This window comes from Arthrobacter sp. B0316-1-20, assembly GCF_059091865.1.
Genome location: NZ_JBNHHC010000001.1, coordinates 284,605 through 310,240, shown reverse-complemented (window position 1 = coordinate 310,240; position 25,636 = coordinate 284,605). Strand labels below are relative to the sequence as shown.

Sequence of the window (25,636 nt, the reverse complement as noted above, 5' to 3'; positions counted from 1 at the left end):
TTCATTTAGCGTCAACACTGTAACCCGTGCCACAGCGTTTTGGAAACCGGTGCCTCCACGGACGTTCGGAAAGCGTTGCGTAGGATGGCCCTACAGGCCGCACCGCCGCGGCCCGCACGAGGGAAGAGGGAGCCCGTGGTAACAGCACGCCCAGCCGGCGAGGACGCCTCCGTCCGGAACGGGAACCGCCCCGCCGGACGCCCCGTGCAGAAACTGCTGTCCAAGGAACTGATGACGACGGCGGCGCTCGGCCTGATCGAATCGCGCGGCTACGAGGGGCTCACCATGTCGGCCCTGGCGCGCACCCTCGGGGTGGCCCCCTCCGCGCTCTACAACCACGTGGCGTCGAAGCACGACGTGCTGCTGCTCCTTCAGGACCACGTGATGGCCGGCGTGGACGTGAGCGTGTTTTCCGACTTGGAGTGGGCGGACGCGGTGCGCCGCTGGGCGTGGTCCTACCGCGACGCCTTCACCCACCACGCCCCGCTGATTCCCGTCATCGCGGTGCTGCCCGTCACCGGCGCACCGCACACGCTGGCCATGTACGAGGCCGTCACCGCCGGCTTCCTGAAGGCCGGCTGGCCGGAGCCGCAGGTCGTGCCGGCGATCGTGGCCCTGGAGTCCTTCATCTTCGGGTCGGCCTTCGACGTGACCGCGCCGGCGGACATCTTCGAATCGGGCGAGCTCGCCGCGGCCAACCCGGCCTTCACCTCCGCCGTGCGGTCGCAGGATGCCGGCCCCGCGGGCTCGGCTGCGGATGCGGCCTTCCGGCTGGGCCTCGAGGCGCTGATCGCCGGCCTGGAGATGCAGCTCAAGGCGGCCCGCTCCGCCTGACCCGGCGCGGCGCTGCACCCCCTGCGCGCCCGCTCTACGTGCCCCGGCACGCCAGCCTCATTCCCGGCGCGCCTGCTCCGCCTGCCCCCCCCCCTGCCCCCCTCGGCCCACGATCGAGAAGTCAGATAACGCCCCTTCCGTGCCCGAAAAGGGCGTCATCCGAATAGTCGATGGTGTGTGGGGATAGTTGGCCTGCGGGAGCCGGCAGGGGGCGGGAGCCGGCAGCGGGGCACGGCGGCGGGCAGCGCGGTCCTTTCGACGAGCGGAAGCGAGTCTTCCGAGCGGGCGGAAGCAACGTCTTATGTGCCCCCCCCCTTTCCGCAGGAAAAACCATTAAGCCGCAGGGAAAGTGCACCGTTTACCCATGCAGGGAAGCATTCCCCGGCAGCTGCCGCAGGATAGGCAAAAGCCGGCCGTTTCGGGGCTTTCGGCTTGCTAATTTTCTTGAAGAGCTGGCGAGGTGCCAGCCGGCCGCTGGCCAGAGTGCCAGCGATTCAATCGCACAGGAGTTCTCATGCTTTCCATCATCGCCACCCTTCAGACCCTCGGTTTCACCGTGAAGAACCGCCTCCAGCGCGAGGAGACCGGCGCCACCGCCGTCGAATACGCCCTCATGGTGGGCCTCATCGCCATCGTCATGATCACCGGCCTGACCATCTTCGGCCCGCAGCTCAGCACGTTCTTCAGCGGCCTGGGCGGCCAGCTGGGCATCGTAAAGGGCACCGCTCCGGCCGGCGGCTAATCTCGGTTCGACCAAATCCACCTCCTGGGTGGCTGGGACGGCGGCACCGTTCGCTCCCGTCCCAGCCACCGAACCGTGAAAGAGCAACACATGAAGCGCCTGACATCGGAACGCGGAGCGGCAGCCGTCGAGTTCGCCCTGGTCTTGCCCGTTCTGTTGTTGCTGCTGCTGGGGATCGTCGAGTTCGGACGCGTCTACAACGCCCAGATGCAGCTCACCGCAGCTGCACGGGACGGCGCGCGCGTCATGACCATCAACGGTACGGCGTCCAGCGCGGCGGACTCCCGGGCGGCAGTGATCGCCTCGGCCCCGGCGCTAAACCCGCGGATTGCACCGGAGCAGGTCACCGTCGCCGTTTCCCCCAGTGCCACCGGTGTCTGTGCTCCGGGATCGGTCGCCACCGTCACCGTGGCCTACCCCATGGCTTTTCTATCCGGCCTCTTCGGGGCCAGCATCACATTGACCGGCAAAGGAGTCATGCAGTGCAGCGTCTGAGCGACGAACGCGGCGCCACCGCCGTCACCACCGCCCTTTTCATGGTGGTCCTGCTCGGCATGGCCGCGGTCGTCCTTGACATCGGGGCCCTGTACTTCGAGCGCGCCCAACTGAAGAACGGCGCCGACGCCGGCGCGCTGGCCGTCGCCCAGAACTGCGCGGCAGGCCACTGCGATGCGGACTTCACGGCCCTCGCCACGTCGCTCGCCAACCAGAACGCGAACGACGGCCTGGCCAACGCCAACGTCCAACTGGACCCCGCCACCGCCACCGCCACGGTCACCACCACCACGCGGTCTTCCGACGGCCACTTCCTGGCCCAACACTTCGCGCCGATCCTCGGCCTGGACGACTCCGCCTCCATCACCACCGAATCCCGTGCCCGCTGGGGAGCTCCCGTCGCCGGCACATCCGTCCTCCCCATCGCGATCTCCTACTGCCAGTTCCTGGGCATGCTCGACGGCGGCCTGCAGCGGGTGGAATTCAACCCGAACGGGCTGACAAACGCTGGATGTTCCAGCTCGACGGTGCCGGGCAGCACCGGTTCGGCCTACACGATTCCTGGAGGCTTCGGCTGGCTGAAGCAAGATCCGGCCCGCCCGTGCCAGGCCAAAATCAACCTCGGCGCGACCGGCCTTCCGGGCTTCCCCATTGATCCTGAAGTCGCCAGCGATACCGGCAACGACGTGCCGTCCGCCTGCAAGCAGACCAACATGCTGAATCAGATTGCCGGCACCACCGTCCTGTTGCCGCTGTACGACAAGGTCGGTGGCCAGGGGACGAGTGGCTGGTACCACATCATCGGGTTCGCGGCCTTCAAGGTCGCCGGCTGGAATTTCAGCAGCACGTCCCATAACAACCTCAGCCCGGCCTCGGTGCAGTGCACCGGCAGCTGCCGGGGACTCATCGGCGAGTTCGAAACGTTCGTGACGCTCGACGCCGGCGAACAAGACTTCATCTTCGGCGGCGCCAACAACACCTTCGGTGCCTCCCTCGTCACGCTTGTCCATTAGGAGCACCGTCGGTGAAAAAGAGAATTGTCGGGGCCATAGCGGCCCTGCTGATGGCCGTCGTCGGAACCATGATGGTCCTCGCCTACATCGGCAGCGCCGACCAGCGTGCCTTGGCCGGCACCGAGACGGTGGAGGTCCTGGTGGTCGCAAAGAATGTGCCGGCCGGCACGTCCGCCGAAGAGCTCGGCGCGTACGTTGCGGCTGAGCTCGTTCCGGCCAAGGTCGCGGCGGCCGGAGTGGTAACGGACGTGCAGAAGCTGGCCGGACAGGTCGCCACCGTCGACCTGCTCGCCGGCGAACAGCTGCTGGCCGCCCGCTTTGCCCCGCCCGCGGACCTGCAGGAACCGGGAACCGTGGCCGTCCCGAAGGGCATGCAAGAACTCTCCATCTCCCTGGACCCTGCCCGCGTTGTGGGCGGGCAGTTGCAGGCCGGCGACACCGTCGGCGTCTTCATCTCGCTGGAAGACGGCCCCGGAAATACCGCACACGTCACACACTTGGAGCTGCATAAGGTCCTGGTTACCCGGGTCCAGGGCGTGGCGGTTGCCGCCGAGTCCGGCGACGCCACCGTCCCCGCCAACAACGTGCTGGTCACCCTGGCGGTCATGGCACCGGACGCCGAAAAGATCGTGTATGCCCAGGAGTACGCCCGCACCTGGCTCTCGAAGGAACCGGCCGACGCCAGCGAAAAGGGAACGCGCCTGGTGGACAGCGACGAGGTCTACAAATGAGCCGCTACGTACTGGTGGGCACCGACGCCGACTTCGAACAACGTTTCGCCGCCGCCGCGGTAGGTTCCCTGGCCGGCCATACCCAGCTGTGGGACGGCGCGGGCCTCCCCACCGAACCCAACGATGTCTTCGCCGTGCTGTCCAACCCGCAGCTCCTGGATGCCGTGGTGCTTGGCCCCGGTCTGGCCACCGGTCAGGCGTTGGCCCTGGCGGCCGAATTCGAGTCGCAGCGGCCCGAGGTTTCGGTGCTGCTGGTCGCGGCGCCGAGCCCCGACGTCGTGCTGGCCGCCATGCGTGCCGGCATCCGCGACGTCGTGGCTCCCCACGCCGATGTCCGCGATATGGCCGCACTGCTGCACCGCGCGGTACGCAGCGCCAGCCACCGGCGGCACAGCGTTCCCTCGTCCGATGGCCAGTCCGCCCACGGCCGCGTCGTCGCCGTCGTCTCCCCCAAGGGCGGCGCCGGGAAGACCACGGTGGCGACCAACCTCGCCGTCGGGCTGGCTGCCGCCCCGGAGCAGCAGACCGTCATCGTCGACCTGGACCTGCAGTTCGGCGACGTGGCCAGCGCGCTCTGCCTGGAGCCGGAATATTCCCTGGTCGACGCCGTGCAGCCGCACGCACAGAAGGACAGCATTGTGCTCAAGTCTTTCCTGGCCCGGCACCCCAGCGGGCTGTATGCGTTGTGCGCGCCGCCGTCGCCGGCCGATGCCGACCAGGTCACCGGCGAGCAGGTATCGCTGCTGCTGGACCAGTTGGCCGCGCAGTACGCGCACGTCATCATCGATACGTCCCCGGGGCTGTCGGAGCACACGCTGGCCGCACTGGATCGCGCCACGGACTATATCTTCGTGGGCGGCATGGACGTTCCCAGCATCCGCGGACTCCGAAAGGAGCTAGAAATCCTGCGCGAGCTGGGCATGGAACCGCTCACCCGCCACATCGTGTTGAACGGGGCGGATCCGCGCGACGGTCTCACCCGCCGCGACGCGGAGACCACCCTCGGGTGCAAAGTCGACGACGTCATCCCGGACACCCGCGCGGTCCGGATTTCCACCAACCAAGGCGTGCCGGTGCTCGAAAGCGCCCCGCGCGATCCTGCGGCCCGCGCCTTGCACAAGGTGGTGGACCACTTTGCCCCCGCCCCGGCCGGCCTGCTCAAGCGCCGCGGTCGTCACCGAAGAGGATAGCCATGAACCTTGCCCAACGGCTTCAGGCAGTGCACGGCACCGCCCCGACAGCTCCCCCCGCCCGTGGCCATGCCGCCGCGCCTGCTGCAACCGCCACCACCGCGCCGGCACCGGCTGCTTCCGCATCCGCTGCTCCGGCGACGACGACGACGGCGACTGCGACTGCGACTGCGGCGACGCCGGTGACTGCCTCGTCCACCGTGGCCGCGGCGCAGCCTGCCGCTGCCGGCCGCACGGCTCCCCCCGCCGCCCCTCCCCCGGCGCAGGATGCCCTGTCCAAGATGAAGGAACGTGCGAGCGCGGTCCTCTTCGAACGCATGGGATCACGCCTGCTGGATGCTTCCCTGGACGAGGACAAGCTGCATCTCGTGGTGCAGCAGGAGCTTGCCAAGGTGGTGGAGGAAGAAGAGAATTCGCTCAGCCACCTGGAGCGCCAGCGCCTGATCCGTGAGGTCAGCGACGACGTGCTCGGCTACGGTCCGCTGCAGCCGCTGCTGGAGGATCCGGACGTCTCCGAAATCATGGTGAACGGACCCGACATGATCTACGTGGAGCACAAGGGCAAGCTCTCGCGCAGTTCGGCCCGCTTCCTGTCCGAGGACCAGCTGCGCCGGGTCATTGAACGCATCGTGTCCAGGGTCGGCCGCCGGATCGACGAATCGTCGCCGCTCGTTGACGCACGTTTGGCCGACGGCTCGCGTGTGAATGCGGTCATCCCGCCGCTGGCGGTCAACGGGTCTTCCCTGACCATCCGGAAGTTCGCCGCCGACCCTTTCCAGGTCCAGGACCTTATTGGTTTCGGCACGCTCTCCCCGGAGATGGCCGCGTTGTTGGACGCCTGCGTCCGGTCACGGCTGAACATCATCGTCTCCGGCGGCACCGGCACCGGAAAGACCACGCTGCTCAACGTGCTCTCCTCCTTCATTCCGGCCGGCGAACGCATCGTCACCATCGAAGACGCCGTGGAACTGCAGCTGCAGCAGGACCACGTGGTCCGGCTGGAAAGCCGCCCGAGCAACATCGAGGGCAAGGGCGCGATCACCATCCGCGACCTCGTCCGCAACTCGCTGCGCATGCGCCCGGACCGGATCGTGGTGGGCGAGGTCCGCGGCGGAGAAACACTGGACATGCTCCAGGCCATGAACACCGGGCACGACGGATCGCTGTCCACGGTGCATTCGAACTCCCCCCGGGACGCCATCGCGCGCCTGGAGACCCTGGTGCTGATGGCCGGGATGGACCTGCCCCTGCGCGCGATCCGGGAACAGATCGCCTCCGCGGTGGACGTCATCGTTCAGTTGACCCGCCTGCGCGACGGTACCCGCCGGGTCACGCATGTGACCGAGGTACAGGGCATGGAAGGCGACATCGTGACGCTGCAGGACGCCTTTGTCTTCGACTACAGTGCCGGTGTGGATGGCAGCGGCAGGTTCCTGGGCAAACCCATGCCTACCGGGGTTCGTCCCCGGTTTACCGACCGGTTCCGGGAACTGGGCATCGACCTGCCGGCCGACATCTTCGAGCCGGCCGCCGGCCCGTTGCGCCCCCAGGCGGCGACGCGATGACCCCGGCGGTCCTGGTTGTAGGGATGCTGTTTTGCTACGGCTCGCTGGCCCTGCTGGTGTCGGCCGCCTTCGGCACGCGGTCCCTGAGGCTTTCGCCGGCCCGCCGTGGCGCCCCGGAACAGGGCTCCCGGCTCAGTGACGTGGCCGCCCGTTCCACCGCTGCCATCGAACGGCTCCTGGCCCGCCGCCGGGAAGCCCCGGCGATGGCTGGCGCCCTCGAAGCCGCCGGGCTGAGGCTCACCCCCGCCGAACTGGTGGTCCTGGTTTTGTCCGGCGCCGCGGTCGGCGCGGCCCTCGGAATTATGCTCGCGGGACCCGCCGCCGGCTTGCTCCTGGCCGTTGCGGCCCCGGCCGTCGCCAAAGGGGTCCTGGTCTTCCGCGCCGGCCGGCGCCGGACGGCCTTCGCTGACCAGCTCGACGACACGCTCCAGCTGCTGGCCAGCGGACTGCGTGCCGGCCACAGCCTGCTGCGCGCCGTGGACGCGGTCTCCGCCGAATCGGCGGCACCGACGTCCGAAGAGCTGCGGCGGGTGGTCAACGAAACGCGGCTGGGCCGAGACCTCGGCGAATCGCTGCACGATACCGCCGACAGGATGGGCAGCGAAGACTTTCACTGGGTCGCCCAGGCCATAGACATCCACCGGGAAGTGGGTGGCAACCTGGCCGAAGTCCTGGACCAGGTGGGCCAGACGATCAGGGAACGCTCCCAGATCCGGGGCCAGGTCAAGGCGCTCAGCGCCGAAGGACGGATCTCCGCCCTGGTCCTGATGGTCCTGCCCTTTGGACTCAGCGCGTTCCTGTTCGTGTCCAGCCCCGGCTATCTGGACAGTTTCACCCAGAGCCCGCTCGGTTTCTCCCTGCTGTTCGTGGCCGGAGCCCTGCTCGTCGCGGGCGGGCTGTGGATGCGCAAAGTCGTCAGCTTCAAGTTCTAAAGTTCAGCACCGTAAGTAAAGGAGTCCGCCGATGCCGCTGACTGTCATGGTGGCTGCCGCAGCCCTGGTGCTGTCGCTCCCGCTGTTTGCCTGGTCCCTGCTGGGCGGCAAGCATCCCCAGCACGAGGCCATCCGGGCCAATTTGTCCCGTGGCCTGGCCGGGCCGCGCGCGGTCAAACGCGCCCGCAGGCGCCGGTTCGAGGCGCTGGCCACCCGGTTCACGCCGGCAACCTTTGCCCAGCGCTTGGAACGCCAGCTGGCGCTGGCCGGACGTCCCGAGGCCTGGCCGCTGAAGCGGCTCATGGCTGCCAAGATCGTCCTTGCCGTGGCAGGCATTGTGGTCGGGCTCCTGTACGTGGCCGCCGCATCCGCGGGGCCCAGCGTCCTGCTGGCGATCGTCATCGCCGTCGTCGCCTACTGCCTCCCTGACCTTCTGCTGCACAGCGCGGGCCAGAAACGCCAAGCAACGATCGGCGAGGAACTGCCGGACACGTTGGACCAAATGACCATCGCCGTGGAGGCCGGCCTGGGCTTTGACGCGGCGGTCGCCCGGGTAGGAGCGAACGGTTCCGGTCCGCTCGCCGCCGAACTGATCCGCGTCCTGCAGGACATGCAGGTGGGCCGCTCGCGCCGCGAGGCCTACGACTCGCTGGCCGGCAGGACCACCTCGAAGGACCTGCAGCAGTTCGTTCGCGCCGTCATCCAGGCGGACGCCTACGGCGTTTCCGTCTCCGGCGTGCTCCGCACGCAGGCGGCCGAAATGCGCGTCAAGCGGCGCCAGCGCGCCGAGGAAAAGGCCATGCAGATCCCAGTCAAGGTAGTCTTCCCGCTGATGTTCTGCATTCTTCCGGTGCTTTTTATCGCGCTGCTCGGCCCTGCGGCACTGAACATCATCGCCACCCTGGGCGGCTGACGAGGACCGGCAGGCACGTCGGCAACCTCAGCAATCCCGCAACATTAGCCAAAGAAACCGGAAAACCGGCAGACCCGCCCGACATCGGAAAGTAGTCTCGAACCATGCCCATCCCATCCACCCACTGTGCACCGACCGGGCCGGCCCCGGCCGGGACCCGCCGCGTGCGGCGCCTGCCATGATGGCCGCTGACCAGCACCACGTCCTGCCGCTGGTTGACCGCGCGGTAGTGGAGGACCTCGGCGACGGTTTGGCCGACCACGGCATCGCCCGCGGCTTGGTCCAGGACTTTTCCGAGGCATGGCCGGATCGGTTTAGCTGCCTGGAGACCGCGTTGGACAGCCAGGACCGGACCGATTCCTTGGACGCAGCCCTCAGCCTGAAGACCGCCTCGATGATGGTGGGTGCCAGCCGACTGGCCTGGCTGGCCGGCGAGGTGGAGGCTCATATTCGTGCGGCGGATTTCGCAGAGGCAGCCGCCCTGCTTGGTCTCATCCAGCAGTGCGGTGCGGCCACGGTGAGCGAAATGCAGGGCATGAGGGCCGAGCCGGGAGCACCCGCTATACCGAGCGCTCCGGAGCCAGCCGATAACCGATTCCCCGCACCGTAACGAGCCAGCGCGGGCGGTGCGGATCTTCCTTCAGTTTGCGCCGCAGATTGCCCACATGGACTTCGATCGCCCGCTCATCGGCTTCGCTGATGTAGGCGTCCTCGGGGTAATAGTCCCCGCGCACTACCTTGACCAGCTCCGCCTTCGAGCGGACCGCCCCCGAACTGCGCAGCATCTCCTGGAGCACGTTGAACTCGCTCCTGGTCAGCCGCAATTCCTCACCCTCGCGCGACGCCGTACGCCGATCGGAATCGAGGACGAGCCCATTGTGCTCGAGGATTCTGCTGTCGGCGGGCGGGGCCGACGGCAGCGGCGGTGCGTTGGCCGGGGTGGCTTCCAGCGGATGAGGAGTGCGGGGCCGGCGCATCATCGCATGGATCCTGGCCCGCAGCTCGCGGGGACGGAACGGTTTGGTCATATAATCGTCTGCCCCAAGCTGCAACGCCGTGAGCGTGTCGAGTTCTTCGTTCCTGCTGGTGAGCATCACGATGTAGCAGTTGCTGAACTGACGGATCCTCCGGAGCACTTCGAAGCCGTCGATGTCCGGCAGCGAGATGTCCAAGGTGACGACGGTGGTGATCCGTTGCCGCACGGCATGGATCCCTTCCCGCCCGCTCGCGGCCGCCTGTACGTCGAATCCTGATTGCAGGAGGACGGCGCTCACGAGATTGCGGATGTCCACGTCGTCTTCGATCACTACGGCCGCACCCGGGTCACTCATTCTGCATCTCCTCCCTGCACGGTCCGCGTCGGGCTGCCCGAAGGCCATCCGGGCCTCTGCAGAAGCCCGGAACTCTGATACTCCTAGAGGTTAATCGATTCTTCCTACTATGAGCCTATGTCGGGCAGTGATGTGATGAAAGGGTGACCAACGATCTACGGAGTTGAGGGACCCGAAGGAACAAGGGCTATGGCCTGTGAGCGGGTCCGGTGACTTTGCTGTTACCGGTCCTGCTTGCCGCGCTCGGAGCCCTAGCCGGCTGGTGCGTCTTTGCACTCGCCCACCGGGAGGACCGCACGGTACTTCCTGCCGCGTGGCGCTGGCCGATGGCGGCCGCAACGGGCATCCTCTGCGGCCTCCTGGCTCCGGCCCGGGAAGCCGCAGAGCTTCCCGCCTTCGGCCTTCTCGCCGTCCTGGGCGTGCTGCTGGCCGCGATTGACCTGCGGCATAAGTTGCTGCCGAATCGCGTGGTCCTTCCGTTCCTGGGGACGGCAGTGGCGCTGCTGCTCCTGCCTGCCTTGACGGGCTCCGCGTGGCAGCCGGTCATGGCCGGGCTGCTCGGCTCGCTGGCGATGTTTGCCTTCTACCTGCTGGCGGCTTTAATCAAGCCCGGCGGCATCGGCATGGGAGACGTGAAGCTTGCTGCCGTCGTGGGCCTGTATGCCGGCTACGACGGCGTAGCGGCCTGGGTGGCCGTGCTGCTGGGGGCGTTCCTGCTAAACGCGGCGGCCATTGTCCTGCTCATGCTGGCCCGCGTGCTTAAGCGGGATTCGGACATCCCATTTGGCCCGTCCATGATCACCGCCACGCTCGTGGTCGCGCTGGCCGGCCCGCTGCCCGGATAGCCCCGGGCTTACAACAGCCGGCGGGCAGCGTCCGCGGAAGTGACGGTGAACATTTCCGGTTGCCGGAAGCCGCGCGAAGCGAACGCCCGCAAGACCGCATCCCGCACCGCATCCACCTCGTTTGCCGGGACCAGGGCGACGGCGGAACCGCCGAATCCCCCGCCGGTCATGCGGGCGCCCAGGGCGCCGTTCGCCTGAGCGGTCTCTACAGCCAGGTCCAGCTCCGGACAGGAAATTTCGAAGTCATCGCGCATGGAAGCGTGGCTGGCGTCCAGCAACCGGCCGACGGCCGCGGGCCCCTCGGAGCGCAGCAATTCCACGGTCTCCACCACGCGCGCGTTCTCGGTAACGATATGCCGGGCGCGGCGGAAGGTCTCATCGTCGAGCAGCCGTTGAGCTTCCGGCAGCCGGTCGAGCGGTACGTCGCGCAGCAGCGGCACGCCCAGGGCTTCCGCGGCCCGGTTGCAGGAGTCGCGGCGGCTGGCATAGTCGCCGGTGGCATGGGCGTGCGAAACCTTGGTGTCCATGACCAGGCAGGCCAGGCCCGCAGCCTCGAGGTCCAGCGGCACCAGTTCCACGGCTTCGCTGCGGCAGTCCAGAAACACCGCGGACCCGGCCGCCCCGAACAGGGAAGCGTACTGGTCCATGATGCCGGTGGGCGCGCCGACCACCTCGTTCTCCGCGCGCCGTCCGGCGGCAGCCAGCCCGGCCCGATCCAATCCCGCGAGCTCCGGCCCCGCCCTATCCGGCCCCGCATCCGCCCGCCGCCCTCCCACCAGTTCGGCCAGGCCGAGGGCTACCGCGCATTCCAGCGCGGCGGACGAGGACAAGCCGGCGCCGACCGGAACGTCCGAATCCACCAGCAGGTCGAAGCCGGGCAGGCGTACCCCCGCCTGCCCCAGCGCCCAGGCCACGCCCAGCGGGTACGCCGACCAACCGGAAACGGCGCCGGGGCCAAGATCGTCCAGCCCGATCTCCACCGCCTCGGCGCCCGGCAGCGCCGAGGCCACCCGAACGGTGCGGTCGCCGCGCACGGCGAGCGCCGCCGTCGTGATCTTGTCGATGGCGAACGGCAGCACGAAGCCGCCGTTGTAATCGGTGTGTTCGCCGATCAGATTGGCCCGTCCCGGTCCCGCCCAGACCCCGTCCGGGCGGCGCCCGAACCGTGCGGCGAAGGCGTCGGCGGTGCGTGCGGCCAAAGCTTCGGCGGTCACGGGGCCTCCCCGCCGGCGCCCCCGCCGGCGGCCCGAGTCCCTTCGTCCGCCGCGCGTGTCCCGCCCGGGCCGCCGCTGCCGGCACCCGGTATGCGGCCAGGATCCGCCTCCCGCAGCGCGGCGGCCACCTGCTCCGGCAAGGTGTCGTTGATGAAGGCGCCCATCGCTGCCTCGGAGCCCGCCAGGTACTTCAGCTTGTCGGCGGCCCGTCGCGGCGAGGTCAGCTGCAGGTGCAGGTAGCCCGCTTCCCGCAGCGCCCGGGCGACCGGCGCCTGGTGCCAGGCGGCGATGTACGGGGTCGGGCTGTCGTAGAGCGCGTCGAACCGGCCCAGCAGCTGCGGGTACAGCACCGCCAGTTCGTCCCGCTCCGCGCCCGTGAGCCCGGCGAGATCCGCGATCTGCCGGTGCGGCACCAGGTGCACCTCCAGCGGCCAGCGCGCGGCGAACGGCACGTAGGCGCTGAAGTGTTCGCCTTCGAGAACCATCCGGGAGCCGTCGGAGCGCTCATGGCCGAGCACCGCCCCGGTCAGCGTCTGCCGCCCGCCGGTGGCCTCGAAGTGTTTCCGGGCCGCCGCCGCCATGACCGCCCCGCGCGGGGGCAGGTAGGAGTAGGCGTAGATCTGACCGTGCGGATGGTGCAGCGTCACGCCGATCTGGGCGCCGCGGTTTTCGAAGCAGAAGACCTGGGCAATCCCGTCCGTCGCGCTGAGCGCCGCGGTCCGGTGCGCCCACGCGTCGATCACGGTGCGCACGCGGCGGGTGTCCAGCCCGGCGAACGAACCGGTGTGCGCCGAGGTGAAGGAGACCACCTCGCAGCGCCCGCCGGCGGTGTAGGCGCGGCCCCACTCCGGGTCCTCGGGCGTTGCCAGCAGGTCCGGCCCGAGCGACGGAAACCGGTTCTCGAACACGGCCACGTCATAGTCGGCCGCCGGGATTTCGGAGGCGTAGTCCGGCGTGCTCGGGCACAGCGGGCACGCGTCCGCCGGCGGCAGGTAGGTGCGGGTCTGCCGGTGCGCGGCCAGCGCCACCCACTCCCCCGTCAGCACGTCGTAGCGCAGCTCCCCCACCGGCGGCCGTTCCGGCAGGTCCCGAGTGTCCCGCGAATCCCGCGGAACCGGCCGCGCGCCGTCGTCGAAAAAAAGCAACTCCCGGCCGTCCGCCAAACGGGTCGCGGTCACCGCGGTGACGGGGGCGCCTTCCGGAACAACGACGGCGGTGCCGGCCCCGGGCTGGGCATGATCCACGGTGCTTCGCTCAGGCACGGCGCCGCTTCGCCGCACAGGTCACGCAAAATTGTGCTTCCGGCCGGATCTCCAGACGTTCGCGCGGGATGGGGTTGCCGCACGAGGCGCACGTCCCGTAGGTGCCGGCCGCGAGCCGGGCCCGGGCGGCGGCGATGTCCGCGAGCGCCTTTTCCGTGCTGGCCAGCAGCGCCACTTCGCGCGCGCGTTCCAGCGTGGCCGTGGAGCCCTCGGGGTCGTGTTCGTCGTCGGCCGGGACGTCCCGGGTCGCCGCGGTGACCTCGGCAATGTCGACCGTGAGGCGCTCCACCTGGGCGCGGTCCGACGCCTCGCGGGCGTCCAGCAGCGCGGCGAAGTGCTCCACGTCGTCGTGGGTCAAGCTCTCGCTCATCTGTGCCTCCCGTCGGCCGGACGGTCCGGCAGGTCCGGACCAGCGTGCCCCTAGAATACGCCGTTGCCGCGGTACATGGGGTGGACGCCTGTCACGGGACGCTCCCCGCCGCGGCCGCGGTCAGGTCAGGCGGTGGCGGCCGGGCCGGGTCAGCCGGTCAGCCGGGCCGTGCCGGGTCAGCCGCTCAGCCGTTCAGCCGGTCAGCCGTTGAGCTTGCCGGCCATCCGCTCCCGCATGGCCACACTGGCCGAGTTCAGCCCGATGATCCGCACGTCCTTGCCGTGGGCGCGGTACTTCTCGGTGATCGCGTCCAGTGCCGCCACGGTCGAGGCGTCCCACAGGTGCGAGGCGTGCATGTCGATGATGACCTTGTCCGGGTCCAGTGCGTACTGGAACTGGGTGTAGAGGTCGTTCGAGGACGCGAAGAAGAGCTCGCCGTCGACCACGTAGGTGGCTGTCTCCTCGCCGTTCAGTTCCAGCACCGTCCGCTCGACGGTCACCAGGTGCGATACCCGGTTGGCGAACAGCACCATGGCGGTCAGCACGCCGAGCCCGACGCCGATGGCCAGGTTGTTCGTGGCGACGGTGGCGATGACGGTGACGAGCATGACCGCGGTCTCGCTCTTCGGCATCATCTTCAGGGTCGAGGGTTTGATGCTGTGCCAGTCGAACGTCGCCCAGGACACGAAGACCATCACGGCCACCAGGGCCGCCATCGGGATCAGCGCCACGATGTCGCCGAGAACCACCACGAGGATGAGCAGGAACAGGCCGGCGAGGAAGGTGGAGAGGCGGGTGCGGGCTCCGGAGGCCTTCACGTTGATCATGGTCTGGCCGATCATCGCGCAGCCGCCCATGCCCCCGAAGAAGCCGGTGATGATGTTCGCGGCGCCCTGGCCCCAGGACTCGCGGGTCTTGTTGGAGCGGGTGTCCGTGACGTCGTCGACCAGCTTGGCCGTCATCAGCGATTCGAGCAGCCCCACGAACGCCATCGCCAAGGCATACGGGAAGATAACCTTCAGGGTTTCCAGGGTCAGCGGTACTGCCGGGAAGAACAACGCGGGCAGGCTGTCCGGCAGCTCGCCCTTGTCGCCCACGGTCGGCACCGCAACCGAGGCGAACACCGTGATCAGCGTCAGCACCACGATGGCGACCAAGGGCGCGGGAACCGCGTTGGTCAGCTTCGGAAGACCGAAAACAATCGCCAGCGCCAGCGCGGTCAGCGGGTACACCAGCCACGGAACGCCCAGCAGTTCAGGCACCTGCGCCATGAAGATCAGGATGGCCAGCGCGTTGACGAACCCCACCATCACCTGCCGCGGAATGAACCGCATCAGCTTGGCGACGCCAAGCACCGCCAGCAGCACCTGGAACACGCCGGCCAGGATGACCGCCGCCACCAGGTAGTCGAGGCCGTGGCTTTCCACCAGCGGGGCAATCACCAGCGCCACCGCGCCGGTGGCAGCTGAGATCATCGCCGGGCGGCCGCCCAGGAACGCGATCGAGACAGCCATGGTGAAGGAGGCGAACAGCCCGACGCGCGGGTCCACCCCGGCGATGATGGAAAACGCGATGGCCTCGGGGATCAGGGCCAGCGCGACCACCAACCCGCCGAGCACTTCCGTCTTCAGCAGCCGCGGCGACTTGAGGGTGCGCAGCACGGACTGGCGCTCCTCGGGAGTCAGCTCAGGACGGGCGGTCGCGATGGACACTACGGGGCTCCGATCATCGTGCGGGGATACCGGCCAATTCTACCGGCGCCCCCCGGTCCGGCCCGGCCGTTGCTTCCGCGATGCCCGCCGATCACCGCTGCCCGCGCCGATCCCTGCCGATGCCCCCTGCCGCTGTTCCCGGGCCAGCGGTAACCTCGGAGGAGGAGGTACCGCCATGGCAGCCGAACTCCAAACCGATGTGCTGATTGTCGGGGCAGGTCCCACCGGGCTGATGCTCGCCAACTGGCTGGCGAAGCTGGGCGTCGACCACATCATCGCGGACGGCAAGTCGGGCCCCACGAGGGAATCCCGGGCCCTCGGGGTGCAGGCGCGCAGCATGGAAATCTACGACCAGCTGGGCGTCGCCGACACCGTCATGGCCGAAGGCGTCCTCGCCGAAGCGGTGGTCATCGGGTTCGGCACGAAGCCGCGCGGCAGGGTCCCGCTGGGCCGGATGGGCCGCGGGATCACGCCCTTCCCGGGCATCATGTTCTACGAACAAAGCAAGAACGAGGAGCTGCTGCTCAAGAACCTGCACGCGCTCGGCGGCGAGGTGCTGTGGGAGTGCCGCGTTTCCGCCCTAGACGTCGCGGGCGGCAGCCACCCGGACCACCCCGTCACGGCGCAGCTGACCGGCCCGGCTGGCAAGGCGACGGTCCGCGCCCGCTACTGCGTGGGAACGGACGGCGCCTCGTCGACCGTGCGGACCAGCCGCGGCATCGGGTTTGAAGGCTCCACCAGTCCGCACACCTTCTTTGTCAACGACGCCACCGAGGTCCGGGGCCTCTTCGGCGACGTGGTCAATATCCGCGCGGGCGTGGACGAGTTCCTGCTGGCCTTTCCCATGAGCGGCCCGGACCACCTCCGGCTGATCGGCGTGGTCCGTGATCCCGAAGGCGGCTTCCAGGGGCGGGACGACGACGGCGGGGCGGACGTCTCCGAGGAGTCCCTCCGGGAGCGCCTGGTTCAGAAGTTCGGCGTCCGCTACGGCGCCTCGAACTGGTTCTCCACCTACCGCGTGCATCACCGGATCGCCGCCCGGTTCCGCGACGGCCCGGTCTTCCTCGCCGGGGATGCGGCCCACGTCCATTCCCCCGTCGGTGCGCAGGGCATGAACACCGGCCTGCAGGACGCCCACAACCTGGCCTTTAAGTTCGCCGATGTCCTCGCCGGCCGGGCCGCGGACTCCTACCTGGACCGATACGAGGCCGAACGGCGGCCGGTGGCGGTGCGGCTGCTGCAAAGCACGGACCGGGTGTTCGCCTTCATCACGTCGACGGCGCCGTGGGCGCTCGCCGCCCGGAGGTCGGTGCTGCCGTTCCTCATTCCCGTGGCGGCGCGGGTGGTGCCGCGGTCCTCCGGTGCCTCCCGAGTGTTCGGTTATCTATCGCAGACCCGGATCCATTACTGGATGGCCCCGGGCGCCAAGGAAGCGGCCCGCGGTCGGCGGGGCCGCGTCGTGGGACGGCGGCTGCCGTACACCGGCAGCAACTTCGACGTCCTGCGCAGCCTTCAGTGGCAGGTGCACTCGTACGGCGACCCGGGCGCCGTCGTCGTCAATCATGTGGAGGCATCGCTGGGGCTGCCGATGCACGTGCTGCCGCGCAACGGGAACAAGAAGCTCGATCCGGACCAGCTGTATCTGGTGCGCCCCGACGGGTTCGTGGCGGCGCAGTCCCTGCCCAGCCATGCCGTGGCCACGTTTACCCAGGCGCTGCGGCGGGGACGCCGTTCCGCCAAGGTGTAAGCCAACGCCTGCTCCGCGCCCATCCGGGGCCGGACACGTTCGGAAGGAAAGCCGATGGTGCTGTATCTCTCGAAGTTCAGCTACACCCCGGAGACCTGGGCCAGGATGATCAACAACCCGGAGGACCGGGGGAAGGCGGCCAAGGCCTACATCGAATCCGTTGGCGGGAAATTGCACGGCTTCTGGTACGCCTTCGGCGCGCACGACGGCTACAGCGTGTGGGAGGCCCCGAATAACGTCTCCATGGCCGCCGTCGCCCTGGCCATCAGCGGAGGCGGTGCGCTGAGCTCCTTCGAAACAACCGTGCTGATGACCATCGACGAGACCATCGACGCCCTGCGCATGGCCGGCGAAGTCCGTTACCGGGCTCCCGGCGTCACGGGGTCCGGCTGACGACCACACCCTTGGGCACCACCATCATGGGGCAGAGGCCGTGGTGCAGCACCGCTTGGCTGACCGAGCCCAGCAACAGGCCCGGAAATCCGCCGTGGCCGCGCGTCCCCAACACCATCAGCTGGGCCGTGCGGGTGGCGTGGACCAGGACTTCGGCAGGTTTGGACAGATAGAAGTTCCAGCTCGCATCCAGGTCCGGGTAGCTGCCGCGGACCTCCCGCAGCGGGCCGTCCAGCTCCGCGGCGACCTCCTCGCGGAACCGGTGGGCACCCTCGGCGTGGTCCAGCCAGACCGAATCGCGGTAGAAAGGCGCCCGGGACGAAAGCATCCGCAGCGGGACCGAGCGGCGGCTGGCTATCTCGGCCGCCGCCCACAGGGCGGGATTCGCACTCCCCGACTGGTCGATGCCGACCACCACCTGCCCCGCGTAGCTGAACTTTTCGGAGGCATCCGGCGGATGCAGCCCCCGGTCCGACCCCTCCCGCGGCGACGGCAGCAGCCAGGGCACCGGTCCGCCGGGCAGTTCGGCCGCGGCATCCGGGGAGAGTTCGGCGGCCGTCGCGCCCGGTTTCCAGCGCTGCGGCACCACCACCGTGGGGCAGGCGGCGTGGGCCGCCAGGCCCGAGGAGACACTGCCCAGCAGCCGTCCCGCAAAGCCGCCGCGGCCGCGCTTGCCCACCACCGCCAGTCCGGCGGAAGCAGATTCGTCCACCAGCACTTCGCTCGGGTCCCCGGCCACCACGTGCCCTTCGGCCTGGAGCCCCAACGCTCCGGCGCGGTCAAGCGCCGCCTGGAGCACCCCTTCGCCGCCGCGCCGGGCGGTGGCCAGATACTGGTGGTCCACCTGCGGATCGTCCACGCCCGCGGTTGAAACGACGGTGACCAGCCGCACCGGCCATCCGCGGGACTGGGCCTCGAACAACCCCCAGTCCAGCGCCCGGGCGCTGGTTTCCGAGCCGTCAAATCCCACCAGGACGACCTCTTCCATGCCTTCCACCCTAGGCGACGGCCGCGCGGCTGAGTAGGGGCAGCGGGCTCCGACGGCGGGCGGCGCCTCACGAAACCTTTGCCGTCGGCTGAACACAGGTTTAGACTGCTGAACATGCGTTCAGCAGCGCCGCCGCAGGCTGCCGCACCTAGTGATCTCACCGCTCGTGCCCGGGTCCGGGACACCGCCGTCGTGTTGTTCGGCAGTCGGGGCTTCCGGGTGGGTGTCCGCGCCATTGCGGACGCGGCGGGGGTCAGCCCGGCGCTGATCCTGCACCATTTCGGTTCCAAAGACGGTCTGCGGACGGCCTGCGATGAGTACGTGTTGGCCAAAATCGGCGCGTACAAGCAGCAGGCAGTCCACTCCGGCTCGCCGACGGAACTGCTGGCGGCCATGGCGGAGCTGGAGGAAACGGCGCCGCTGGTCGGCTACGCCTTGCGGAGCCTGCAGTCCGGCGGCGAGCTGGCCGAGTCCTTCATCGAGCACTTCGCCGCCGACGCCGAGGCCTGGCTGGCCGAAGGCGTCGCCGCCGGCACCATCCACCCGTCCGTCGACGAGAAGGCGCGCGCCCGCTATCTGACCATCCAGGGATTCGGTGCCATGCTGCTGGACCTGACGCTTCACCCGCCGGAGGATCCCACCGATTTTTCCGCCATCATGCGCGGCTACCTGGACCGGCACGGCCTGGCCAACGTGGAACTCTACACGCAGGGCCTGATGACCACCCGCGACCTGCTCGACGCCTACCTGATGTATGTGACGGACCCGCCCGGTTCCTGACCCGCCGCGTCTCTGTCCCGTCCGCGCCCCGCGCACCCTTGTTCCTTCCATATTCCGCCCCGAAGCAGGTGGTTTCCATGTCTGAAGTAATTGACCTGAACCAAGTGGACAAGGCCTTCGGCTCCGTCCGCGCCCTGGACCAGCTCAACCTGGTGCTGGAACCCGGTGAGGTCCACGGCTTCCTCGGCCCCAACGGTGCCGGCAAGTCCACCACCATCCGCATCATTCTCGGCCTGTTGAAGGCCGACGCCGGAACCGTGCGGCTCTTCGGCGAGGACCCGTGGTCGCGCGCGGTGCCCCTGCACCGCCGGCTGGCCTACGTTCCCGGTGACGTCAGCCTCTGGCCCAAGCTCACCGGCGGGGAGGCGATCGACCTGTTTGCCAGCCTCCGCGGCGGGATCGACCGCAGGCTCAAGGCCGAACTGTTGGAACGCTTCCAGCTGGATCCCACCAAGAAGACACGCTCCTATTCGAAGGGCAACCGGCAGAAGGTCGCGCTCGTCGCCGCCTTGGCCAGCGACGTCGAGCTTCTGGTGTTGGACGAGCCGACGTCCGGACTGGACCCGCTGATGGAACTGGAATTCCAGCAGTGCATCCGCGAGTCGAGGCACGCCGGCAAGACGGTGCTGCTCTCCAGCCACATCCTGGCCGAGGTGGAAGCCTTGTGCGACAAGGTCACCATCATCCGGGCCGGCCGCGCTGTCCAAACCGGTTCGCTCGCGGAACTGAGGCACCTGCGGCGCACCGCCGTCGTCGTGGTGGCCGACGGCGATGCCACCGCGGTGGGCAGCCTCACCGGCGTGCACGACCTCCGGCGCGACGACGGGCGCGTGCACTTCACCGTTGACGAAGCCGCGCTGCCGGCCGCGTTGTCGGCCCTGCTCCCGCTGGGTGTCCGCAGCCTGACCAGCACGCCTCCGACGCTGGAGGAACTGTTCGTTCACCAGTACGGCCCCGATGGGCGGGCCGCGGCCGAAAGCGGCAGGTCATGAGCACCGCTACCGCGGCGCCGGGGATCTCCCGTGCGCGCAGCCCACGGAATCAGGCGCTGGCCGGGACCGGCCGGCTTCTCCGCCTGGCGCTGCGGGTCGACCGGGTGCGGATCCCGGTCTGGGCGCTGGCCATCGGCGGGTTCATCAGCTACTTCGCGCTGGTGCTGCCCCAGGTGTACGGCGACCAGGCGGCATGGCAGAGCCGGGCGGCGATCATGCAGGACCCGTCCGGCGCCCTGCTGGCAGGCCCGGGGTACGGCCTGGAGAACTACGGCCTGGGCCCGATGCTGGCCAACGAAGTGCTGGGGATGCTGGCGGTGGCCACCGCGTTGATGTCCATCTTCTCGGTAATCCGGCACACCCGGGCCAATGAAGAAGCCGGACGTGCCGAGCTCATCCTGGCCGCGCCGGTGGGACGGCGCGCACCGCTGACTGCCGCGTTGGCGGTCATGCTGCTCACCAACCTGGCGGTGGCAGCGGCCCTGTTCGCGGCACTGGTGGCCAACGGTCTCGCGGCACTCGATTCGCTGGCGATGGCGGCCGGAGCGGCGCTGGTCGGGGTCGTCTTCGGCGCGGTGGCGGCGCTGACCGCGCAGCTGAGCGAACATGCGCGGACAGCCAGCGGCATGGCCGGGGCGCTGCTGGGTCTGGCGTACATCCTCCGCGGCATCGGCGATGCCCAGGCGCTGGGCGGCACCGCGTTGTCGTGGCTCTCCCCCATCGGTTGGGTCCAGCAGGCGCGGGCCTATGTCGAGCTGCGCTGGTGGCCCTTGCTGCTGTGCCTGGCGCTCGCGGCGCTGCTGGTGCCGGCGGCGTATCTGCTGCAGGGCCGGCGCGACCTGGCCGCTGGGCTGGTGCCCGCACGCCGGGGCCGCGCCAATGCCACGCCGCTGCTGGTGCGGCTGCCGGGGCTGTTCCTTCGGTTGGAGCGCGGCAGCATCGTCAGCTGGTCGCTCGGCCTGTTCGTCTTCGCCGTGCTGACCGGGTCCCTGGCCCAGGCGGTGGTGGACAGCTACGAGTCACAGCCGCAACTGGCCGCGGTGCTGGGCCTGGACGACAGCTCCGACTTCCTCCGGACCGCGCTGGCCGCGTTCCTGAAGTATTTCGCCATGGCCGTGGCCGTGTTCGCCGTGGTCTCCATGGGCAGGCTCGGCAAGGAAGAAGCCGACGGCCGAACCGGGGCCGTGCTCGCCGCCTCGGTGGGGCGGGCGCACTGGATCCTGAGCGCGCTGCTCGTCACCTCGCTGGCCTCGGCGCTGATGCTCGTTGTCTCAGGGTTGGGCCTGGCCCTGGGCGCGCTCTCGGTGGTCGGCGACAGCTCGGTGATCGCGGAATTCGCTCCCGCCGGGCTGGCCTTCCTGCCCTTGATCCTCTGTTTCGCCGGTGCCGGCGCCCTCGCCTACGGGCTGCACAGCGGTACCTGGTGGGTCTGGATCCTGCTGATTGCTGCACTGCTGGCGGGCATGTACGGGCCGGTGCTCAACCTGCCGGAGGCGGTGCTGGACGCCGAGCCGTTCGGACTGGTCCCGCGGGTTCCGGCCGCGGACGTGGACGTGCTGCCGCTGGCCTGGATGTCGGCGGTCGCCCTGCTGCTCACCGTCGGCGGGACGCTGGCCTTCCGGCGGCGTGACTTGGAGGCCTGACAGCGCTCGGAGCATCGGCCCCGGGCCGGTGCTGCCTTGCCGGCGCGGCAGCGGACAGAATCCGCGCCGGCGGGGCCGAAGCCCGGCTCGGTTACGCCCTGCCGTCCTGGTAGACGTCCGGAATGCCGTCGTTGTCGGCGTCGACATGTTCTTCGGCCTCGATGCGCCGGTAGTGCCGGTTGCGGGCGCGCAGCACCACCGATGCCAGCAGCGCGGCCAGCAAGGACGCCGCGAGGATGGCCACCTTGGCGTGGTCATTGGCCGGCGTGCCAAGCCCGAAGCTCAGCTCGGCCACCAGCAGGGAGACGGTGAAGCCGATGCCGGCCAGCATGGCGATGCCCAACAGGTCGACCCACTTCATCGACGTGTCCAGCTCCGCCCGGGTCAGCTTGGTCATCAGCCACGTGGTGCCGAGGATGCCGATCGGCTTGCCGAGCACCAGGCCCGCGATGACGCCGACCGCCACCGGATCGCCGAGGGCGGAGGTAAATCCATCAACCCCGCCCACGGCGACACCCGCGGAGAAGAACGCGAAGACCGGAACCGCGAAGCCGGCGGAAACGGGCCGGAGCCGGTGTTCGAAGATTTCGGCGAGCCCCGGACCCGCTTCCGGCCCGCCGCTGGCCTTGCTGCGCAGTACCGGGACGGTGAAACCGAGCACCACGCCGGCGATGGTGGCGTGGATGCCGGAGGCATGGACCAGGGCCCAGGCCACGATGCCGACGGGCAGCAGGACCGCCCACAATGCCGCGTGATGCTTCCCGAAGAAGCTGCGGAACTTCTGGGCTAGGAAGGCGTAGAGCGCGATGGGGACCAGGGCCAGCAGCAGGGCCGGGACGTGAATTTCACTGGTGTAGACGAACGCAATGATGGCGATGGCGATGAGGTCGTCCACCACGGCCAGCGTCAGCAGGAAAATCCGCAGCGCGCTGGGCAAATGCGAGCCGATGACGGCCAGGACCGCGACCGCGAAGGCAATGTCCGTCGCCGTCGGGATGGCCCAGCCGCGGATGGTTTCCGGACTGCCCCAGTTGATGGCTGCGTAGATGATGGCGGGAACCACCACTCCGCCAACGGCGGCGGCGACCGGCACCATGGCCTTCCGCGGGCTGCTGAGGTCCCCCGCGACGAACTCGCGTTTGAGCTCCAGCCCCACCAGGAAGAAGAACACCGCCAACAGCCCGTCGGCGGCCCACGCCCCCAAGCTCAGCTCCAGGTGCCAGGGCTCGTAGCCGACGGTGAAGTCGCGCAGGGCGAAGTAGCTGTCTGCCGCGGGCGAGTTGGCCCAGATCAGGGCGACGACGGCGGCGGCCACCAGCAGGGCTCCGCCGACGGTTTCCTTGCGCAGGATTTCGCCGATTCGCAGCGCTTCGGCATAACTTCCGCGTCCCAAAACCTTAGGCTTGGCGGATGATTCGGGGGTCTTGGCGGCCATGGCGGGTCCTCAAAGGGTCGACAACAGAACTGCCGACCAGACTTCCCGGCGCACCGGGTTCCACCCTACCCGGGCACACGGCGAGCGCCAAAGCCGGGCGGCGAGCACCACGGCCGGCCCGGCTAGCCCCCGGCCAGGACCATCGCCAACAATCCGACGACGGCGGAGAGCACGCCGACGGCGGTGAGGATCTTGCCCAGCAGCAAGACGATCCGGCCCGGCCGCTCCGGCTCCGAGACCTGCCAGCGGTCCGGCCGCCGCGCGTCGTAGAAGACCAGCACGTCCGACCCGGCGGCTACATCGGAGCCCGTCCCGGTCGGGAAGACGCCCTCCAGGAATCCATGCCGGGTGTCGAACCAGCGCACACCGCGGCGCCGGCCGTCGTCAAACGCGACGCCGTCGGCGCGGTGCCACCGTGTTCCGGCCAGGCGGAGCACAGCGGCCACGAAGAGCAACAGCAGTCCCGGGACCAGGGCAGCCCACGTCAGCACTTCGGACACCAGTCCGATCGACGCGGCAAGATCCGGCATGCTCAGATCGTATGACACCTTGGGTATGCGGCGGAGAAAATGCTGCTGAACGTTGCACGGCCGTCAACCCCGACGTCCCGGGCGCGGACCGTCGTCGTCGTTCCGGGGATCATCACGCCGACTGCCGGGTTTCGGGGCGGCACCGGGGTAATTTTGCGCCGGCCGGGCACGTCCAGACGCAGCGGGAGGGCCAAACTGCATGTACCGTCAAAGGAGTGGCCTGCCGCGGTCGATCCGCTGCAGGCTTTATCCTGTGGCGGCAGCGTCTGTAACGCCCGTCCGCCCACGCCTACCATGGTGACTGCAGCCCCTTTTCGGGTTGGCGCCACTATGTTTCCGGAGGTTTTTTGTGACCAGCATGCCTGCAGTGCAGGACGCGTTCTACGCCGAGCCCGAACCCGACCGCGCACCCGAGTCGACGGTCGAGATCGCCTCGCCCGCCGCCGTCGTACGCCTCACGGAGCGCCCCGACGTGGTCATGGTCAAGGGCGGTTACGCACTGGTCAACACCACCCTGACGCCGCACCAGGCGATGGTGGAGGACCTGCTGTTTGTCCGCAGGGCGCTGGACGAGGCGCAGATTCCCTACCTGCTGGTGCGCGGCAACGATGCCCGCCCGGTGGTGGCGGTGAACTGGGAGAAGCGCGACGAGCTGCGCGCGGCGCTGGTGGCCGCCTGCGCCGACGAGCCGTTCTACTCGCTGACCGTGGACGCGAACAAGAAAACCGCACGGCTGGTGGCCGACGGCGAGCTCGCCGAGGGCGACCGGTCGCGCGCGTTCCGGCTGTACCGTCCGCGGATCGAGCCGACCGGCGGGCTGCGGTACGGCCAGGGCACGGGTGTGCAGGTGGAGCTGTGGCGCTGGGAGAACGACCTGATCCACCTGCCGATTGAAAACTCGCTGACGCGCCGCACGCTGCCGGCCGCGGAGGCGGTGCGCGGCGAAGTCGAACGCTACGGGCACCGCTGGCCCACCATCGAGAACATGTTCGCCGACCACGCCACGGACATCGACTTCGACATCGACATCGTCTTCTCCTGGGTGGACGGGAACAATCCGGAGTACCGCCGCTACCGGAACAGTTTCATGGAGCACGCCGTGGTGGGCGAGGGCGACGACGCCGAGGCGCGCTTCCGCCAGATCGACGAACTGCGGTACGCGCTGCGTTCTGTCTATATGTTCGCGCCCTGGATCCGGCGCATCTTCATCTGCACGGACTCGCCGCTGCCTGCGTGGCTGGACGCGGAGCACCCGGACATCCGCGTGGTGCGCAGCGAGCAGCATTTCCGCGATCCGTCGGTGCTGCCGGTGTTCAACTCGCAGGCGATCGAGGCGCAGCTGCAGCACATCGACGGCCTGGGCGAGCACTTCCTGTACTCGAATGACGACATGTTCTTCGGCCGGCCGGTGGGGCCGGACATGTTCTTCTCCCCCGGCGGCATCACCAAGTTCGTGGAGGCGGACACCCGGATCGGACTCGGCGACAACCACCTGGACCGGTCCGGTTTCGAGAATGCCGCCCGGGTGAACCGCAGGCTGCTGCACGACCGTTTCGGCAGGATCACCACCCGGCACCTGGAGCACTGCGCCGCGCCGCTGCGCAAATCCGTGCTGCTGGAGATGGAGGAAGAGTTCGCCGAGGAGTTCAAGACGACGGCCGCGAGCCGCTTCCGGGCCAAGGACAACATCTCGGTGACCAACTCGCTCTACCACTACTACGCGCTGCTGACCGGCCGCGCGGTGACCAATCCCGGCGCCAAGGTCAAGTACGTGGACACCACCATGTATGCGGGCCTGAAGCAGTTGGAAAAGCTGCTGCAGAAGCGAAACAGGGACTTCTTCTGCCTCAACGACGGCAGCTTCCCGGAGGTCCCGGCCGAGGAACGCCAGCGCATGGTCACGGACTTCCTGGCCCGCTACTTCCCGCTCCGCGCGCCGTGGGAGAAACCGCCGGCGGCGTAGTCTCACCGGGTAGCAC

25 protein-coding genes are annotated in these 25,636 nt (G+C 69.0%); 17 read left to right on the top strand and 8 right to left on the bottom strand.

All coding sequences use genetic code 11. The features are described 5' to 3' along the window. The first annotated feature begins 84 nt into the window (after positions 1 to 84). The 10 genes from AC5RW2_RS01430 to AC5RW2_RS01385 all read left to right on the top strand — a co-directional run bounded on the left by AC5RW2_RS01430 (position 85) and on the right by AC5RW2_RS01385 (position 9,025). Positions 85 to 834, top strand: a complete 750-nt coding sequence (locus AC5RW2_RS01430) for a TetR/AcrR family transcriptional regulator C-terminal domain-containing protein (RefSeq protein WP_494073528.1) — start codon at positions 85 to 87, stop codon at positions 832 to 834. A 514-nt stretch (positions 835 to 1,348) separates the two neighbouring features. Beyond that, a complete protein-coding gene (locus AC5RW2_RS01425) occupies positions 1,349 to 1,576 on the top strand; it encodes a Flp family type IVb pilin (RefSeq protein WP_494073527.1) in 228 nt (75 codons plus the stop codon). A 90-nt stretch (positions 1,577 to 1,666) separates the two neighbouring features. Further along, positions 1,667 to 2,071 carry a TadE/TadG family type IV pilus assembly protein gene (locus tag AC5RW2_RS01420; protein WP_494073526.1) on the top strand — a complete coding sequence of 135 codons (405 nt, stop codon included), beginning with the start codon at positions 1,667 to 1,669 and terminating at the stop codon, positions 2,069 to 2,071. Beyond that, positions 2,059 to 3,084 carry a pilus assembly protein TadG-related protein gene (locus AC5RW2_RS01415; RefSeq protein ID WP_494073525.1) on the top strand — a complete coding sequence of 342 codons (1,026 nt, stop codon included), beginning with the start codon at positions 2,059 to 2,061 and terminating at the stop codon, positions 3,082 to 3,084. Before AC5RW2_RS01420 ends, AC5RW2_RS01415 begins: the two co-directional genes overlap by 13 nt. 11 nt (positions 3,085 to 3,095) lie before the next feature. Then, positions 3,096 to 3,815 (top strand): Flp pilus assembly protein CpaB, encoded by a 720-nt coding sequence (gene cpaB, locus AC5RW2_RS01410; RefSeq protein ID WP_494073524.1) that lies wholly within the window; start codon positions 3,096 to 3,098, stop codon positions 3,813 to 3,815. Continuing rightward, positions 3,812 to 5,005, top strand: a complete 1,194-nt coding sequence (locus AC5RW2_RS01405) for a CpaE/TadZ family protein (RefSeq protein ID WP_494073523.1) — start codon at positions 3,812 to 3,814, stop codon at positions 5,003 to 5,005. The genes cpaB and AC5RW2_RS01405 overlap by 4 nt, the downstream gene beginning before the upstream one ends. A 2-nt stretch (positions 5,006 to 5,007) precedes the next feature. Continuing rightward, positions 5,008 to 6,570, top strand: coding sequence for a TadA family conjugal transfer-associated ATPase (locus tag AC5RW2_RS01400; RefSeq protein WP_494073522.1), 1,563 nt, complete (start codon positions 5,008 to 5,010; stop codon positions 6,568 to 6,570). Then, positions 6,567 to 7,502: a type II secretion system F family protein gene (locus tag AC5RW2_RS01395; RefSeq protein ID WP_494073521.1), complete on the top strand. Its 936-nt coding sequence runs from the start codon at positions 6,567 to 6,569 to the stop codon at positions 7,500 to 7,502. The genes AC5RW2_RS01400 and AC5RW2_RS01395 overlap by 4 nt, the downstream gene beginning before the upstream one ends. A gap of 31 nt (positions 7,503 to 7,533) precedes the next feature. Then, positions 7,534 to 8,415 (top strand): type II secretion system F family protein, encoded by an 882-nt coding sequence (locus tag AC5RW2_RS01390; RefSeq protein WP_494073520.1) that lies wholly within the window; start codon positions 7,534 to 7,536, stop codon positions 8,413 to 8,415. Between the two features lie 178 nt (positions 8,416 to 8,593). Further along, the gene (locus AC5RW2_RS01385; RefSeq protein WP_494073519.1) at positions 8,594 to 9,025 is read left to right on the top strand and encodes an Hpt domain-containing protein; all 432 of its coding nucleotides are present in this window, start codon (positions 8,594 to 8,596) and stop codon (positions 9,023 to 9,025) included. Here AC5RW2_RS01385 and AC5RW2_RS01380 read toward each other — a convergent pair. Continuing rightward, on the bottom strand, positions 8,976 to 9,746 hold the full coding sequence (locus AC5RW2_RS01380) for a response regulator transcription factor (RefSeq protein ID WP_494014468.1): 771 nt from the start codon (positions 9,744 to 9,746) through the stop codon (positions 8,976 to 8,978). The two genes, AC5RW2_RS01385 and AC5RW2_RS01380, sit on opposite strands and share 50 nt — an antisense overlap. A 209-nt stretch (positions 9,747 to 9,955) precedes the next feature. Between AC5RW2_RS01380 and AC5RW2_RS01375 the strand changes: the two genes are divergently transcribed. Beyond that, on the top strand, positions 9,956 to 10,591 hold the full coding sequence (locus AC5RW2_RS01375; protein WP_494014469.1) for a prepilin peptidase: 636 nt from the start codon (positions 9,956 to 9,958) through the stop codon (positions 10,589 to 10,591). An 8-nt stretch (positions 10,592 to 10,599) separates the two neighbouring features. Here AC5RW2_RS01375 and galK read toward each other — a convergent pair whose 3' ends face one another. The 4 genes from galK to AC5RW2_RS01355 all read right to left on the bottom strand — a co-directional run bounded on the left by galK (position 10,600) and on the right by AC5RW2_RS01355 (position 15,149). Next, complete coding sequence (gene galK, locus AC5RW2_RS01370) at positions 10,600 to 11,805, bottom strand: galactokinase (protein WP_494073518.1); 1,206 nt, start codon at positions 11,803 to 11,805, stop codon at positions 10,600 to 10,602. Next, positions 11,802 to 12,983, bottom strand: coding sequence for a galactose-1-phosphate uridylyltransferase (gene galT, locus AC5RW2_RS01365; protein WP_494014574.1), 1,182 nt, complete (start codon positions 12,981 to 12,983; stop codon positions 11,802 to 11,804). The genes galK and galT overlap by 4 nt, the downstream gene beginning before the upstream one ends. Positions 12,984 to 13,059: 76 nt before the next feature. Continuing rightward, positions 13,060 to 13,437 (bottom strand): TraR/DksA family transcriptional regulator, encoded by a 378-nt coding sequence (locus AC5RW2_RS01360; protein ID WP_494001568.1) that lies wholly within the window; start codon positions 13,435 to 13,437, stop codon positions 13,060 to 13,062. 200 nt (positions 13,438 to 13,637) lie between these two features. Further along, positions 13,638 to 15,149, bottom strand: coding sequence for a SulP family inorganic anion transporter (locus tag AC5RW2_RS01355; RefSeq protein WP_494073517.1), 1,512 nt, complete (start codon positions 15,147 to 15,149; stop codon positions 13,638 to 13,640). A gap of 175 nt (positions 15,150 to 15,324) precedes the next feature. Between AC5RW2_RS01355 and AC5RW2_RS01350 the strand changes: the two genes are divergently transcribed. Continuing rightward, positions 15,325 to 16,896 (top strand): FAD-dependent monooxygenase, encoded by a 1,572-nt coding sequence (locus AC5RW2_RS01350; protein ID WP_494073516.1) that lies wholly within the window; start codon positions 15,325 to 15,327, stop codon positions 16,894 to 16,896. 54 nt (positions 16,897 to 16,950) lie between these two features. Further along, the gene (locus AC5RW2_RS01345; RefSeq protein WP_494001572.1) at positions 16,951 to 17,289 is read left to right on the top strand and encodes a GYD domain-containing protein; all 339 of its coding nucleotides are present in this window, start codon (positions 16,951 to 16,953) and stop codon (positions 17,287 to 17,289) included. Here the strand turns inward: AC5RW2_RS01345 and AC5RW2_RS01340 are convergent. Then, positions 17,273 to 18,277, bottom strand: a complete 1,005-nt coding sequence (locus tag AC5RW2_RS01340; RefSeq protein ID WP_494073515.1) for a universal stress protein — start codon at positions 18,275 to 18,277, stop codon at positions 17,273 to 17,275. The genes AC5RW2_RS01345 and AC5RW2_RS01340 overlap by 17 nt on opposite strands. 114 nt (positions 18,278 to 18,391) lie before the next feature. Here AC5RW2_RS01340 and AC5RW2_RS01335 point away from each other — a divergent pair, with 114 nt between their 5' ends. The 3 genes from AC5RW2_RS01335 (at position 18,392) to AC5RW2_RS01325 (ending at position 21,692) form a co-directional block, all read left to right on the top strand. Further along, the gene (locus AC5RW2_RS01335; RefSeq protein WP_494001574.1) at positions 18,392 to 19,057 is read left to right on the top strand and encodes a TetR/AcrR family transcriptional regulator; all 666 of its coding nucleotides are present in this window, start codon (positions 18,392 to 18,394) and stop codon (positions 19,055 to 19,057) included. A 77-nt stretch (positions 19,058 to 19,134) separates the two neighbouring features. Continuing rightward, on the top strand, positions 19,135 to 20,049 hold the full coding sequence (locus tag AC5RW2_RS01330) for an ABC transporter ATP-binding protein (protein ID WP_494073514.1): 915 nt from the start codon (positions 19,135 to 19,137) through the stop codon (positions 20,047 to 20,049). Next, the gene (locus tag AC5RW2_RS01325; protein WP_494073513.1) at positions 20,046 to 21,692 is read left to right on the top strand and encodes an ABC transporter permease; all 1,647 of its coding nucleotides are present in this window, start codon (positions 20,046 to 20,048) and stop codon (positions 21,690 to 21,692) included. The genes AC5RW2_RS01330 and AC5RW2_RS01325 overlap by 4 nt, the downstream gene beginning before the upstream one ends. A gap of 91 nt (positions 21,693 to 21,783) precedes the next feature. On the opposite strand, the gene nhaA is transcribed toward AC5RW2_RS01325, so the two are convergent. Continuing rightward, positions 21,784 to 23,127, bottom strand: a complete 1,344-nt coding sequence (gene nhaA, locus AC5RW2_RS01320) for a Na+/H+ antiporter NhaA (RefSeq protein ID WP_494073512.1) — start codon at positions 23,125 to 23,127, stop codon at positions 21,784 to 21,786. A gap of 122 nt (positions 23,128 to 23,249) precedes the next feature. Then, the gene (locus AC5RW2_RS01315) at positions 23,250 to 23,657 is read right to left on the bottom strand and encodes a sortase (protein WP_494069558.1); all 408 of its coding nucleotides are present in this window, start codon (positions 23,655 to 23,657) and stop codon (positions 23,250 to 23,252) included. Between the two features lie 358 nt (positions 23,658 to 24,015). On the opposite strand from AC5RW2_RS01315, the gene AC5RW2_RS01310 reads away from it, so the two are divergent. Next, positions 24,016 to 25,620 (top strand): stealth conserved region 3 domain-containing protein, encoded by a 1,605-nt coding sequence (locus tag AC5RW2_RS01310; RefSeq protein ID WP_494073511.1) that lies wholly within the window; start codon positions 24,016 to 24,018, stop codon positions 25,618 to 25,620. Positions 25,621 to 25,636: the final 16 nt, after the last annotated feature.

What these genes read in the sequence shown, in the direction of transcription:
- AC5RW2_RS01430 (WP_494073528.1), top strand. Translation starts at nt 85, where the DNA reads ATGGCCCTACAGGCCGCACCGCCGCGGCCCGCACGAGGGAAGAGGGAG.
- AC5RW2_RS01425 (WP_494073527.1), top strand. Translation starts at nt 1,349, where the DNA reads ATGCTTTCCATCATCGCCACCCTTCAGACCCTCGGTTTCACCGTGAAG.
- AC5RW2_RS01420 (WP_494073526.1), top strand. Translation starts at nt 1,667, where the DNA reads ATGAAGCGCCTGACATCGGAACGCGGAGCGGCAGCCGTCGAGTTCGCC.
- AC5RW2_RS01405 (WP_494073523.1), top strand. Translation starts at nt 3,812, where the DNA reads ATGAGCCGCTACGTACTGGTGGGCACCGACGCCGACTTCGAACAACGT.
- AC5RW2_RS01400 (WP_494073522.1), top strand. Translation starts at nt 5,008, where the DNA reads ATGAACCTTGCCCAACGGCTTCAGGCAGTGCACGGCACCGCCCCGACA.
- AC5RW2_RS01395 (WP_494073521.1), top strand. Translation starts at nt 6,567, where the DNA reads ATGACCCCGGCGGTCCTGGTTGTAGGGATGCTGTTTTGCTACGGCTCG.
- AC5RW2_RS01390 (WP_494073520.1), top strand. Translation starts at nt 7,534, where the DNA reads ATGCCGCTGACTGTCATGGTGGCTGCCGCAGCCCTGGTGCTGTCGCTC.
- AC5RW2_RS01385 (WP_494073519.1), top strand. Translation starts at nt 8,594, where the DNA reads ATGATGGCCGCTGACCAGCACCACGTCCTGCCGCTGGTTGACCGCGCG.
- AC5RW2_RS01380 (WP_494014468.1), bottom strand. Translation starts at nt 9,746, where the DNA reads ATGAGTGACCCGGGTGCGGCCGTAGTGATCGAAGACGACGTGGACATC.
- AC5RW2_RS01360 (WP_494001568.1), bottom strand. Translation starts at nt 13,437, where the DNA reads ATGAGCGAGAGCTTGACCCACGACGACGTGGAGCACTTCGCCGCGCTG.
- AC5RW2_RS01350 (WP_494073516.1), top strand. Translation starts at nt 15,325, where the DNA reads ATGGCAGCCGAACTCCAAACCGATGTGCTGATTGTCGGGGCAGGTCCC.
- AC5RW2_RS01345 (WP_494001572.1), top strand. Translation starts at nt 16,951, where the DNA reads ATGGTGCTGTATCTCTCGAAGTTCAGCTACACCCCGGAGACCTGGGCC.
- AC5RW2_RS01340 (WP_494073515.1), bottom strand. Translation starts at nt 18,277, where the DNA reads ATGGAAGAGGTCGTCCTGGTGGGATTTGACGGCTCGGAAACCAGCGCC.
- AC5RW2_RS01335 (WP_494001574.1), top strand. Translation starts at nt 18,392, where the DNA reads ATGCGTTCAGCAGCGCCGCCGCAGGCTGCCGCACCTAGTGATCTCACC.
- AC5RW2_RS01330 (WP_494073514.1), top strand. Translation starts at nt 19,135, where the DNA reads ATGTCTGAAGTAATTGACCTGAACCAAGTGGACAAGGCCTTCGGCTCC.
- AC5RW2_RS01325 (WP_494073513.1), top strand. Translation starts at nt 20,046, where the DNA reads ATGAGCACCGCTACCGCGGCGCCGGGGATCTCCCGTGCGCGCAGCCCA.
- nhaA (WP_494073512.1), bottom strand. Translation starts at nt 23,127, where the DNA reads ATGGCCGCCAAGACCCCCGAATCATCCGCCAAGCCTAAGGTTTTGGGA.
- AC5RW2_RS01315 (WP_494069558.1), bottom strand. Translation starts at nt 23,657, where the DNA reads ATGCCGGATCTTGCCGCGTCGATCGGACTGGTGTCCGAAGTGCTGACG.
- AC5RW2_RS01310 (WP_494073511.1), top strand. Translation starts at nt 24,016, where the DNA reads ATGCCTGCAGTGCAGGACGCGTTCTACGCCGAGCCCGAACCCGACCGC.